Below are 12,226 nucleotides of genomic sequence, written 5' to 3' on the forward strand. Positions count from 1 at the left end.
CGCCGTCGGCCCCTTGCGCCCGGCCATGACCTTCGACACCCTTGCAGGGCAGGCCGGCGGCGTATCGTTCGGCCCACGGCCGTCCCTGCGGCCCTTCCCTGACTCACTCGGCCTGGAGGCCATCAAAGTGACCCGTACTCCCAAGATCGTGCTGCTGACCCTGGCCGTTTCGGCCGCGCTGGTTGGCTGCGGCAAGAACGAAACCCCGGCCAAGGACGCCACCGCCTCCACGCCGGCTGCGGCCGAAGCCACAAACTACACGCTGGACGAGAGCAAGCTGCCGGCCTACAACGCCTTCCAGCCCAGCGACCTGGATGCCAGCAAGGACGCCTGTGGCGCCTTCGGCGACTACGTGAACAGCAAGTGGCTGGCCGCCAATGAAATCCCGGGCGACCGCACCAGCTGGGGCGCCTTCACCATCCTCGACGAGCGTTCGGTGGCCGTGCAGCACCAGCTGGCCGAGCAGGTGGCACAGGTGAAGACCCCGAACCACATCGAGAAGATCGTCGGTGATCTGTGGGCCACCGGCATGGACGAGGCCAAGATCAACGCCCAGGGCATCGAGCCGCTGAAGGCCGACCTGACCGCGATCGATGGCCTGCAGGACAAGGCAGCCATCGCTAATTACCTGCGCTCCAGCGCCGCCAAGGGTGACAACGTTCTGTTCGGCTTCGGCGCCGAAGCCGACTTCAAGAACTCGGCCGTGAACATGGCCTACGCCAGCCAGGGCGGCCTGGGCCTGCCGGACAGCACCTACTACACCGATGCCAAGAACGCCGACAAGCTGAAGGCCTACCAGGCGCACGTCGCCAAGGTGCTGGAGCTGTCCGGCGTCGCCGCTGCCGACGCTGCCAAGCAGGCCGAGGACGTGGTCAAGTTCGAGACCCGCCTGGCCAAGGCGTCCAAGTCGCGTGTCGAACTTTCGCGCAACGTCGAGCTGTACTACAACCCGGTCACCGTGGCCGACGCGGACAAGCTGACCCCGAACTTCAGCTGGACCGAGTTCTTCAAGTCGCAGGGCGTGGCCGCACCGGAGAAGTTCTCGCTGGCCATGCCGGCCTTCCATGAGGAAGTGAGCAAGGCGCTGGGCGACACCGATCCGTCGGTGTGGCGTGCCTACCTGCGCTTCCACACCGTGGACAGCGCCTCGCCGTACCTGGCCGATGCCTTCGTGCAGGAGAACTACGAGTTCTACGGCAAGACCCTCAACGGCCAGAAGGAGCAGAAGCCGCGCTGGAAGCGTGTGCTGGGCACCATCGAGAATGACGCCGGTGAAGCCTTCGGCCAGCTGTACGTGAAGGTGGCCTTCTCGCCGGAAGCCAAGGCGAAGATGGAAGAACTGGTGAAGAACCTGGCCGCCTCGCTGAAGGACCGCATCCAGGGCCTGAGCTGGATGAGCGATGAAACCAAGGCCAAGGCCATCGCCAAGTGGGAAACCTTCACCCCGAAGATCGGCTACCCGGACAAGTGGCGTGACTGGTCGGGCCTGCAGACCCAGCGCGACAGCTTCCTGGGCAACGTGCGCGCGGCCAACGAATTCAACTACAAGTTCAACCTGTCCAAGATCGGCAAGCCGGTGGACAAGACCGAGTGGGGCATGACCCCGCAGACGGTCAACGCCTACTACAACCCGCTGCAGAACGAGATCGTGTTCCCGGCCGCCATCCTGCAACCGCCGTTCTTCGATCCGAAGGCCGACGACGCACTGAACTACGGCGGCATCGGCGCGGTGATCGGCCACGAAATGACCCACGGTTACGACGACCAGGGCGCACGTTTCGGGCCGACCGGCAACATGGAAGACTGGTGGACCGCCGCTGACAAGAAGAACTTCGAAGGCCTGACCGGCAAGCTGGTCAAGCAGTTCGACCAGTACAAGGTCGACGGCCAGGCGGTGAACGGCCACCTGACCCTGGGTGAGAACATCGCCGACCTGGGCGGCCTGGCTACCGCCTACGATGCCCTGCAGAAGGCCAGCGCCGGCAAGGACGACCCGAAGGTGGACGGCTTCACCCGCGACCAGCGCTTCTTCTTCAACTGGGCCACCGTGTGGCGCACCAAGTACACCCCGGAGAACGCCAAGGTCCGCCTGGCGACCGACCCGCACGCCCCGGCGCAGTTCCGCGCCATGGGTGCGCCGTCGAACCTGCCGACCTTCGCCGCCGCGTTCCAGTGCAAGGCCGGTTCGCCGATGGCCCGCAGCGGCGACCAGCAGGTGGTGATCTGGTAAGCCACGGCTGACGCCGCGGCAGACCTGCAGAGGCCCGGGAATTCCCGGGCCTTTGTTTTTCGGGGGTGTTTTTCGTCCACGCATGGTGTGGATCCAATGATCTCGGCGCTCCCCGCTAGCGGCCGACCCTGGTCGGCGAAAGCAGCGTGATGCGTACATGCCGCGTCGATGCGCGGCTTGCTATAGTGCGCGCGCCCTCAATCCATCACGGATTCGTTCCACATGCCCAATTTCCGTCCGCTTGCCATCGCCCTGGGCATCAGCCTGGCGACCCTGGTCCCGACCCATGATGCGTTCGCCGCCGCCAAGAAGAAGGCCGCGCGCGCCCCGGCCGTCAGCGCCCAGTGCAGCGACTTCTATGACGCCACCAACGCAGGCTGGCTGAAGGCCAACCCGGTGCCACAGACCGGTGCCACCACCGCGCTGGGCCAGCTGGTCGACCGCAGCCGTCAGCAGCAGCGTGAACTGCTCGACGCAGCGATGAAGGCGCCGCAGGGCAACGTACAGAAACTGCTGGGCGACTTCTGGGCCAGCGGCCTGGACGAAGCCGCCGTGGAAGCCGACGGTTCCAATCCGATCGCCCCGCTGCTGACCCGCATCAACGCGATCAAGAAGGCCAAGGATGTGCCGGCCTCGATCGCCGCGCTGCACCAGGTCGGCATCCCGGTGGCCTTCAACTTCGGCCCGGACGTGGACCTGAAGGCGCTGGACCGCCACATCGGTTACTTCATGCAGGGCGGCATGGGCCTGCCGGACCCGGCGTTCTATACCCGCACCGACGCCGACACCGTGGCGCTGATGGGCCGCTACCGCAATTACGTCAAGCAGATCCTGGCACTGACCGGCACTCCGGCCGCCAAGCTGGATGCCGAGTCGCAATCGGTGATCGCACTGGAAACCGAACTGGCGCGCAACGCGCAGTCGCTGGCCGGCATCAACAACCCGTTCAACAACTACGCGCCGATCTCCACCAAGGAGCTCAACAGCCGCTACCGCAACCTGCAGCTGGATGCCTTCCTGAAGGCCCAGGGCGTGGACGACGATCTGGTCTCGCTGGCCGACCCGGGCCTGTTCAAGCAGCTCGATGGCATGGTCACCAAGCTGAAGCCGGACCAGTGGAAGGCCTACCTGCGCTGGCGCGTGGGCGACTCGATGGCGCCCTACCTGTCCAAGGCCTACCGCGACGCCGAATTCGAATTCCGCGGCCGCGTGCTGCGTGGCGAAACCCTGCCGCCGCAGCGCTGGGAAGACGTGCTGGAGGCGATCAACGTGGCCGCCGGCCCGATGCTCGGTCGCGAATACGCCGCCCGTTACCTGTCGGCCGAAGACCGTCGCCAGGCCGCATGGATCGTCGACAAGGTGCGCGAAGTGCAGATCGAAGCGGTCAAGAACAGCAGCTGGATGAGTGCCGAAGCCAAGACCGAAGCGCAGGCCAAGCTGGCCGCGCTGAAGATCGAGATCGGTACCCCGTTGCGTGATCTCGACTACAGCGTGCAGCCGATGGGCCGTGGTTCGTTTGGCGGCAACATGCTGATCGCGTCGACCTGGCGCCACCGTGAGGAAATGAAGCGCATCGGCAAGGGCAACGCCGACCGCCGCTGGGACGTGCTGCCGCAGCAGCCGTCGCTGGCCTATGACCTGGCGCAGAACCGCCTGATCGTCACCGCTGCGATCCTGCAGGGGCCGGTGTTCAACGCCAAGGCCGACGCTGCCGACAAGTTCGGCAGCTTCGGTGGCCTGGTCGGCCACGAGCTGACCCGCGCGATCGATGCCAAGGGCGCGCTGGTCGATGCCAAGGGCGAACTGCGCAGCTGGTGGACGCCGGCCGACAAGACCGCCTGGACCCTGCTCGGCAACCGCGTCGCCGCGCAGTACGGCGCCTACGATTTCCCGGGCGTGAAGGGTGCCAAGGTCAACGGCACGCTCACCCAGGAAGAGAACCTGGCCGACATCGCCGGTCTGGAACTGGCCTGGGCCGCGTACACCGCGCAGGAGCCGAAGGCCAAGCAGGCACAGCAACAGGGCTTCTTCCGCGCCTGGTCGGCACTGTGGGCGCAGCAGCTGTCGCCGAACGAGGCCGTGCGTCGCCTGACCGCCGACATCCGTGCACCGGGCCTGTGGCGCAGCAACGGCACGCTGGCCAACCTGCCGGCGTTCGGTGCCACCTTCAGCTGCAAGGCCGGCCAGCCGATGCAGCGCAGCGAAGCCGAGCAGATCAAGGTCTGGCGCTGAGCTAACTGCTGCAACTGGTAATGCAGAGGGCGCCTTCGGGCGCCCTTTTTTCGCTTGGCGACCCAAAAAAGGGACCCCGGCATGGCCGGGGTCCAGGTCGTTTTCTGGAGAGATCGATCAGGTGCTGCGATCAGAAGTCGTAGGACGCACTGACACGAACCGAACGAGGCGCGCTGAAGTAGGTACCCATGCCGTAGGTGTTGGACACCGTGTAGGGGCCATCTTCATAGACCGCGTCAGACTGCACGGCGCGACGCTGGTTCAGCACATTGAAAACATCCAGGCTGAAAGCCAGCTTGTGATCGGCAAACGAAGGGCGATACATCACGCCCAGATCCAGGCGGGTCGTCCAGGGCTGCCGGCCGGCGTCACCCGGACGCGACGGCTTGCCACCGCAATAGTGATAGGCCGCGTCGTAGCCCAGCGGATCACTCTCATCGGTGCCGTAGTAGCCCAGGCAGCTCTTCGGCGCCCCCGACATGATCCGCAGGGTGGCCGACGCCGACCACTCGTCGTTGAACATATAGGCGCCATAGCCCTTCAGCTGGTGACGGCGGTCGTTCGCCAGATAGCCACCGGCGTATTCCATCAGTGCCGCGGCATCCCAGTCCTGGGTCTTGGAGACGTCATCCTGGCCGATATCCGACTTCACCTGGCCTTCGGTATTGCCGAAGCTGCGCGACCAGGTGTAATCCAGACGTCCGTACCACTTGTCGCTCAGCGGGTGCTCGATGAACAGATCGACGGCGATGTAGTCACGCTTGGCCTTCTTGTTGCCGTAACCCCAGTCGGCGGAGCTCATCTGCACCGGCGTGTAACCCGAGCCATCCGCGTGTCGGATCATGAAGGTGTTGGTCTTGCCCGGATTGAAGATCACACAGCCCGGGACATCGAGATTGCTGTCGTCGACGCCCATCGCGGCAAGCTTGTCGTGGATGCGATCGGAGTCACAGGTATCGTCGATGGCCGTCTGCAGGCGACGATAGGTGAACTTGGCACCGGAGCTCCAGCGCTCGCCCAGCGTCTTCTCGAAGCCAAGGATCAGCTCGTCCTGGTACTGCGACTTCAGGTCGGTCGGCGCAATCGACAACGGATCAGGGGTCTGGCCATATTCATTGTTGGCTGACACCGGGCCCGGGCCCAGAGCGGTCAACCCGGTCGGGTTGCCGTTGGCATCAATTCCGCTATAGGTGAAGTACTCGCGGGTGAACGTCGAGGCGGAAGCACCACGAATAGCAACGCTGTTGGGCAACGCCAGGTAGTAGCGGCCCAGGTTGGCGAACACCTTCAGCGACGAATCGCCAAACACATCCCAGCTCGCGCCCAGACGCGGCGCCCACTGGTCACCGCTGTCGACGTAAGGCTTGGCCGCACTGTTGTAGTTGGTGAACTTGTCATTGCGGATGCCGAGGGTCACCAACCAGTTCGGCGTGACCTGCCAGCGGTCCTCCAGATAGTAGGCCTTCTGCTTGACCGACATGCTGGTGGTCGTGGAGAAGATGTACTTCTGCACGAAGTAGCCATTGCCGCCCGGCGGGGTGATATCAAAGCCCGGATTCGGCGACGAGGCCGGATCAACACGACCATAGATCCAGGCATACCCCGGCCCGGTCATCGCCTGACCTTCGTTATGCCCCTGGAAGTACATGTTATCGATACCACCGGTCAGCTCGTGGTTGCCGATGCGGTACTGCAGGTCTACACGCAGGCCTCGGGTCTTGCTGCCCGCATCTGACGACTTGGTATAGAGCGCCGACTGGTCGTTGCGGATGGGGCGGCCACCGGTAATGGACGGATCCTGATTGCCCGGGCTGCTGAGATAGGGGTTGGCCGTATCCAGCGGATTCGACTCCAGATTGCTCTCCTTGCTGCGACCCCATACCGCACTCAGGGTCAGGTCATCGTTCAGGTAGCCGGTGTACTTGAAGATGTCAAAGTCGTCCTTGAGCTTCGTGGTGTTCGGGAACGTGCCGGTGCGATCACCTTCGGCCAGGTCCTCGTAGTCGAACGATCGGTAGTAGCCACCGTTGCGATCGGTGTTCTGCACGCGGGTGTATTCCAGCGTATTGCTATCGTTGATGTTCCAGTCGATCTTTCCATAGAACTTCGGCGCATCAATGGTGTAGTGGTTGCGCACCTGCTGCGTTGCTGCAGAGCTGTTCGTGGACACACCTTCGGTGCGGTCCTTTTCCGCAGCCAAGTGAATGAACAGACGATCCTCGATCAGCGGGCCACTGGCATAGCCACTGTAGGTGGTACGCGTGGCGACATCGTCCTTGCGGTAGCGATAGAGCGAACCAGGCAACGAGTCATCGGTGTAGCTGTATCCATCTGGCAGCTGGCGATTGGGATAGATGACAGTGGCCGCAGAAGCCGACAGCGAGTCCGGGGCCCAGGTGGCCTGCACGCCGAAATGCCATTCATTGGTGCCGCGCTTGCCGAGCTGGTTGATCACACCACCGGTGGAGCGCCCGTATCCCGCTCCGTAGCCGCCCATGAACGTTTCCTGCTGGTCGATCGACCCATAGGGCAGGCTGATACCACCCAAGTTGCTGAGCGGATTGTTGGCCAGGAAGCCATTCAGATAGTAGGCATTCTCAGTAACACTGGAACCACCGAAAGACAGCACCGAACGCGAGCCGTTGCTGAACGCGCCACTGCCTGCGACAACACCTGGCGCGAGCAATGCGATGGCTTCGGCGCTACGCCCCAGTGGCAACACATCCAGTTGCTCGGACGTAATGACCGACTTGGACACCGTATTGGTGACATCGATCTTCGGCACATTCGCCGCGACGACGTTCACGGCCTCCAGCGTGGTGGCGGCACTGCTGCCACCGGCAAACGACACCTCGGTGCCAACGCCGACCTTCAGCAGAACATTCTCGCGCTGATCGACGGTCTGGCCGTCACGCTGCTGGATGATGGTGTACTTGCCCACCGGCAACGAGCCGAGGTTGTAGCGGCCATTGCTGTCGACGGTCGCCGAGCGTTTCAGGCCCGTATCGCTCTGCACGACGATGGTCGTGCCGGCAGGCGCACTGCCGTACAACGAACCGGTCGTGCTCTGCGCGGCTGCGGCGCCGATGAAAGAAGTCAGGACGACCGCCAAGGCGGTACGCTTCAACCTTGCGACGTGCTTGCTGCTGGTCATGGAGTTTCCTTGATTCGGTGAAGATCAGGCTGCAGTTGCAGAATTGCTGCACGGAAGCGACAGCTCCATGTAGCTGAACCAAATATTAATTTCATCAATTCTTAATTTGCAATGGCAGCTGAACAAAAATAACCAATTGAAATTGAAGGAAAAGTTTTGATACAAACATGAACTTTGTTCAAGTTTTGTTTATTAATCAGCCGCTTGCAGCCCGCTCCTCCCGTTTCCGCCCCCAGTCTCCGGTCACCGTGATACCCATCCCGGCTTAACACCCGGCGTGCTATCGCTGCGGCCTCGTCCATCGCGGAGCCCCGACATGGCACACAAGAACACCATCTGTGTCTGGTACGACAACGGCGCGCTCGAGGCCGCCACCTTCTATGCCAGCCTCCTGCCCGACAGCGCGGTCACCGCCGTGCATCACGCGCCGGGCGACTACCCGGATGGCAAGGAAGGCAACGTGCTGACCGTCGAATTCACCGTCTGCGGCGTTCCCTGCGTCGGCCTCAACGGCGGCAGCGCGTTCAAGCACAGCGAAGCGTTCTCCTTCCAGATCCAGACCGAGGACCAGGCCGAGACCGACCGTCTGTGGAATGCGATCGTCGGCAACGGTGGCCAGGAGAGCCAATGCGGCTGGTGCAAGGATCGCTGGGGCATCTCCTGGCAGATCAGCCCGCGCATGTTGATCGAAGCAGTGACCAGCAAGGACAAGGCACTGGCCAAGCGCGCCTTCAACGCGATGATGCCGATGAAGAAGATCGACATCGCCACCATCCAGGCCGCAATCCAAAAAGGCGACGGAGGGGATTAAGTCGTTTCTTCCCATCGCCGCTGGTCCCGTGCCAATTGCGACTTAATCCCCTCCGTCCCTTTTTTCAGAGGTGCTGATGTCCTGGGATGCAATCATCATCGGGGGTGGCCACAACGGTCTGGTCTGTGCGGCCTATCTGGCGAAGGCCGGAAAGAACGTGCTGGTCCTTGAACGGCGCGGCGTGCTCGGCGGAGCGGCGGTCACCGAGGAGTTCCATCCCGGCTTCCGCAACTCGGTGGCGTCGTACACGGTGTCGCTGTTGCAACCGAAGGTGATCGAAGACCTGCAACTGCATGCGCATGGGCTGCGCATCGTCGCGCGCCCGGCCAACAACTTCCTGCCATTGCCCGACGACCGCTACCTGTTGTCGGCACCTGGCCGCACCCAGGCCGAAGTCGCTGGATTCTCCGAGCGGGATGCACAGCGCCTGCCAGCGTACGAAGCACGCCTGGAGATCTTCGCCGATGTACTGCGCGCGTGGGCTCTACGCGCGCCACCGGACATCGGCGTTGCCGGCGGCTGGCGCGGCCTGCCCGCACTTTGGCAGATGGGGAAGCTCGGCCGCGAACTGGCGGCGCTGGATGCACCGCTGCGGCAGGAGCTGCTGGACCTGTTCACGCTGTCGGCGGCGGAATACCTGGACCGCTGGTTCGAGAGCGAGCCGATCAAGGCGCTGTTCGGCTTCGATGGCATCGTCGGCAACTATGCCAGTCCATACACACCGGGCAGCGCCTACGTGTTGCTGCATCACGTGTTCGGCCAGTGCAATGGCGTGAAGGGTGCATGGGGCCATGCGATGGGTGGCATGGGCGCGATCAGCCAGGCCATCGCCAGCGCGGCGCGCGAGGCCGGGGCCGAGCTGCGCGTGGATGCCGGCGTGCGACGGGTACTGACCGAACAGGGCCGCACCGTGGGGGTGGAACTGGCCAACGGCGAAACCCTGCGTGCACGCGCGGTGGTCGCCAACGTCAATCCGAAGCTGCTGTACGAACAGCTGCTGGAGCCGGCGCAGGTACCGGCTGCCACACGCGAACGCATGACGAACTGGCGCTGCGGTTCCGGCACCTTCCGGATGAACGTGGCGCTGTCGCGGCTGCCGGAGTTCCGCGCCCTGCCCGGTCCGGGCGATCACCTCAGTGCCGGCATCATCATGGCACCCAGCCTGGACTACATGGATCGCGCCTGGCTGGATGCGCGCCGCGACGGTTGGTCGCGCGAACCGATCGTGGAAATGCTGATACCCAGTACGCTGGACGATTCACTGGCACCGCCCGGGCAGCATGTGGCCAGCCTGTTCTGCCAGCATGTGGCGCCGGTACTTCCTGATGGGCGTCACTGGGATGACCACCGCGAGACGGTAGCCGACCTGATGATCGCTACCGTTGAACGCTATGCGCCCGGCTTCGCTGACAGCGTGCTCGGTCGTCAGGTGCTGTCCCCGCTCGATCTGGAACGCACCTTCGGCCTGGTCGGCGGCGACATCTTCCACGGCGCACTGAGCGCCAACCAGTTGTTCTCGGCGCGGCCGATGGTCGGCCAGGCCGGCTATCGCGGCGCCCTTCCCGGCCTGTATCTGTGTGGGTCGGGTACCCATCCCGGCGGTGGTGTTACCGGTGCACCGGGGCACAATGCGGCGCAGGTGGTGCTGCGGGACCTGTAGCGGTGTGCCGACCAACGGTCGGCACCCACAGCCTCAAATGATCCTTCGGATCATTTGACGCTGCGCAGATGGTTCGGGCGCTTCGGTGGGCCGGGCGGGCGGCGCTTGTTGAACGGCGGCTGCCCGCGCCAGTAACGGATCAGCAACCAGCCGAACAGCATGCCGCCCAGGTGCGCGAAATGGGCCACGCCCGGCTGCCAGCCGGTCATGCCCAGCACCAGTTCGCCCACGCCGAACAGGATCACGAAGGTCCGCGCCTTCATCGGGATCGGCGGGAACAGCAGCATCACCCGCTGGTTGGGGAACAGCATGCCGTAGGCCAGCAGCAGGCCAAACACGCCACCGGAGGCGCCCAGCACCGTCGCCGGGTTTTCCAGCAGCGTGCCCACCAGCAGCTGGCAGACGCCTGCACCAGCCACGCACACCAGGTAATACAGCAGGAAGCGCTTCTCGCCCCAGGTCTGCTCCAGCGGCGCGCCGAACATGAAGACCGCCAGCATGTTGAAGAACAGGTGGCCGAAGCTGCCATGCAGGAAGCCATAGGTCAGCAGCTGCCACGGCTGGAAGTTGCCGCCCGGCGAGAACGCATCGAAGCCCTGCTGCAGCGGTTGCAGCATGAACGGCTCGAAGGTCTGCATGCCGAGCAGGAACGGCTGCTGCAGCAGGAACAGGATCGCATTGGCGATCAGCAGGGCCTTGGTGACGGTTGGCAGTCGCGGGAACATGGGAGTACCGGCATGGAACGGCCTCCATCATAGCCGCAGCACCGTGTCTTGTTGGCGGCCCTCAGGTCCGGCCTGTTCAGTCGCCAGCGGTGCTCATCCCGGGCCCCACACAGCGGCATCCAGTGCCGCTGCCGGATCAGCCGCCGGCATCCGCACCCGGCCGTTCTCCACCACTACGCCCTCCGCGCGCAACCGCTGTGACTGCTCGCGCCATCCGGCCGACCCTTCTTCCATGGCAATTCGCCCATCCGAGCGCAGCACGCGGTGCCAGGGCAGGTCCGGGTCGTCGTTCTGGCCCAGGATGCGCGCGGTCAGGCGTGCACGCCCGGGCAGGCCCGCGCGCATCGCCACCTGGCCGTAGCCCATCACCTGGCCCACGGGGATCGCGCGGATCACCGCCAGGATGCGCGCACGCGCCTGCTCCGGTGTCAGCGCCGCAGGCGGGTCACCAGCAGTACGCCGATCAGTACCAGCACGGTGCCGGCGATCTGCGCCGGTCCCATCGGTTCGTCGAGCAGCCATAGGCTCATCACGATGGTGGAAACAGGGCCCAGCATACCGACCTGCGCGGCCAGCGACGAACCCACGCGCTGCACCGCCAGCATGATCGCCAGCACCGGCAGCACCGTGCACGCGGTGGCATTGACCAGCGACAGCCATTGCACTGGCGCCGGTGCCTGCCACAGCAACGGCAGCGGATGGGTCACCGCGAAATGCAGCAGCACCAGCACGCTGGCCACGCAGCTGGCATAGGCGGTCAACCGCACCGCGCCGATGCGTGCGACCACCTGCCCACTGCCGAACAGGTACAGCGCGTAGCTGAGCGCACTGCCCAGTACCAGCAGGCTGCCGACGATGATCTGCCCGCCCTCGCGCTGCAGATCGTGGCCGAAGGCGAGCAGCACGCCGAGGTAACTCAGCACCAGCGCGCCGATCTGCCACCGACCCGGCCGCTGGCGCGTCAGCAGCACGTTGATCAGCAGCACCAGGGTCGGGTTCAAGTAAAGAATCAGGCGCTCAAGGGTCACGCTGATGTACTGCAGGCCCTGGAAGTCGAGCAGACTGGACAGGTAGTAGCCGGTGAAGCCCAGCCACAACACGCGGGCACGGTCGGCCCAGGACAGCGGCTCGGCCCGGCGCGCGGCCCACAGTGCCATCAGCACGAACAGCGGTAGCGCCATCAGCATGCGCAGGGCGAGCAGCGTGGTGGCATCCACGCCGTGACGCAGGCCGAGCTTGACGATGATGGCCTTGCCGGAGGCGGCGATGGCGCCGATCGCGGCCAGGCCGATGCCTCCCAGCGCGATGCGTGGGGAAGCGGTGGCGATACGGGAAGCGGGGCTGGACATCAGGACGACGGCGGGCCGCACGGGGCGGCCAGGGAAGGCGCAAGGGCGTCCATTGTCGCATGGGT

8 protein-coding genes are annotated in these 12,226 nt (G+C 64.5%); 4 read left to right on the forward strand and 4 right to left on the reverse strand.

Annotation, left to right across the window (positions count from 1 at the left end; genetic code table 11):
- The first annotated feature begins 127 nt into the window (after positions 1 to 127).
- Positions 128 to 2,230, forward strand: a complete 2,103-nt coding sequence (locus tag CKW06_RS17175; protein ID WP_038646450.1) for a M13 family metallopeptidase — start codon at positions 128 to 130, stop codon at positions 2,228 to 2,230.
- A 222-nt stretch (positions 2,231 to 2,452) separates the two neighbouring features.
- Entirely contained in the window at positions 2,453 to 4,462 is a 2,010-nt protein-coding gene (locus tag CKW06_RS17180) for a M13 family metallopeptidase (RefSeq protein ID WP_005414105.1), read from the forward strand.
- Between the two features lie 130 nt (positions 4,463 to 4,592).
- On the opposite strand, the gene CKW06_RS17185 is transcribed toward CKW06_RS17180, so the two are convergent.
- On the reverse strand, positions 4,593 to 7,616 hold the full coding sequence (locus tag CKW06_RS17185) for a TonB-dependent receptor (protein ID WP_005410506.1): 3,024 nt from the start codon (positions 7,614 to 7,616) through the stop codon (positions 4,593 to 4,595).
- A gap of 316 nt (positions 7,617 to 7,932) precedes the next feature.
- On the opposite strand from CKW06_RS17185, the gene CKW06_RS17190 reads away from it, so the two are divergent.
- Both CKW06_RS17190 and CKW06_RS17195 read left to right on the forward strand, forming a co-directional pair.
- Entirely contained in the window at positions 7,933 to 8,427 is a 495-nt protein-coding gene (locus CKW06_RS17190) for a VOC family protein (protein WP_005414106.1), read from the forward strand.
- A 76-nt stretch (positions 8,428 to 8,503) separates the two neighbouring features.
- Positions 8,504 to 10,087, forward strand: a complete 1,584-nt coding sequence (locus tag CKW06_RS17195) for a phytoene desaturase family protein (protein ID WP_024956341.1) — start codon at positions 8,504 to 8,506, stop codon at positions 10,085 to 10,087.
- A gap of 50 nt (positions 10,088 to 10,137) precedes the next feature.
- On the opposite strand, the gene CKW06_RS17200 is transcribed toward CKW06_RS17195, so the two are convergent.
- The 3 genes from CKW06_RS17200 to CKW06_RS17210 form a co-directional block, all read right to left on the reverse strand.
- The gene (locus CKW06_RS17200; protein WP_005410509.1) at positions 10,138 to 10,812 is read right to left on the reverse strand and encodes a rhomboid family intramembrane serine protease; all 675 of its coding nucleotides are present in this window, start codon (positions 10,810 to 10,812) and stop codon (positions 10,138 to 10,140) included.
- Between the two features lie 93 nt (positions 10,813 to 10,905).
- Positions 10,906 to 11,334: an MGMT family protein gene (locus CKW06_RS17205; RefSeq protein WP_370473650.1), complete on the reverse strand. Its 429-nt coding sequence runs from the start codon at positions 11,332 to 11,334 to the stop codon at positions 10,906 to 10,908.
- Complete coding sequence (locus CKW06_RS17210; RefSeq protein WP_024956342.1) at positions 11,241 to 12,161, reverse strand: DMT family transporter; 921 nt, start codon at positions 12,159 to 12,161, stop codon at positions 11,241 to 11,243. The genes CKW06_RS17205 and CKW06_RS17210 overlap by 94 nt, the downstream gene beginning before the upstream one ends.
- Positions 12,162 to 12,226: the final 65 nt, after the last annotated feature.

The organism is Stenotrophomonas maltophilia, assembly GCF_900186865.1.
Classification (GTDB): domain Bacteria; phylum Pseudomonadota; class Gammaproteobacteria; order Xanthomonadales; family Xanthomonadaceae; genus Stenotrophomonas; species Stenotrophomonas maltophilia.

What these genes read in the sequence shown, in the direction of transcription:
- CKW06_RS17180 (WP_005414105.1), top strand. Translation starts at nt 2,453, where the DNA reads ATGCCCAATTTCCGTCCGCTTGCCATCGCCCTGGGCATCAGCCTGGCG.
- CKW06_RS17185 (WP_005410506.1), bottom strand. Translation starts at nt 7,616, where the DNA reads ATGACCAGCAGCAAGCACGTCGCAAGGTTGAAGCGTACCGCCTTGGCG.
- CKW06_RS17190 (WP_005414106.1), top strand. Translation starts at nt 7,933, where the DNA reads ATGGCACACAAGAACACCATCTGTGTCTGGTACGACAACGGCGCGCTC.
- CKW06_RS17195 (WP_024956341.1), top strand. Translation starts at nt 8,504, where the DNA reads ATGTCCTGGGATGCAATCATCATCGGGGGTGGCCACAACGGTCTGGTC.
- CKW06_RS17200 (WP_005410509.1), bottom strand. Translation starts at nt 10,812, where the DNA reads ATGTTCCCGCGACTGCCAACCGTCACCAAGGCCCTGCTGATCGCCAAT.
- CKW06_RS17205 (WP_370473650.1), bottom strand. Translation starts at nt 11,334, where the DNA reads ATGGCTGCTCGACGAACCGATGGGACCGGCGCAGATCGCCGGCACCGT.
- CKW06_RS17210 (WP_024956342.1), bottom strand. Translation starts at nt 12,161, where the DNA reads ATGTCCAGCCCCGCTTCCCGTATCGCCACCGCTTCCCCACGCATCGCG.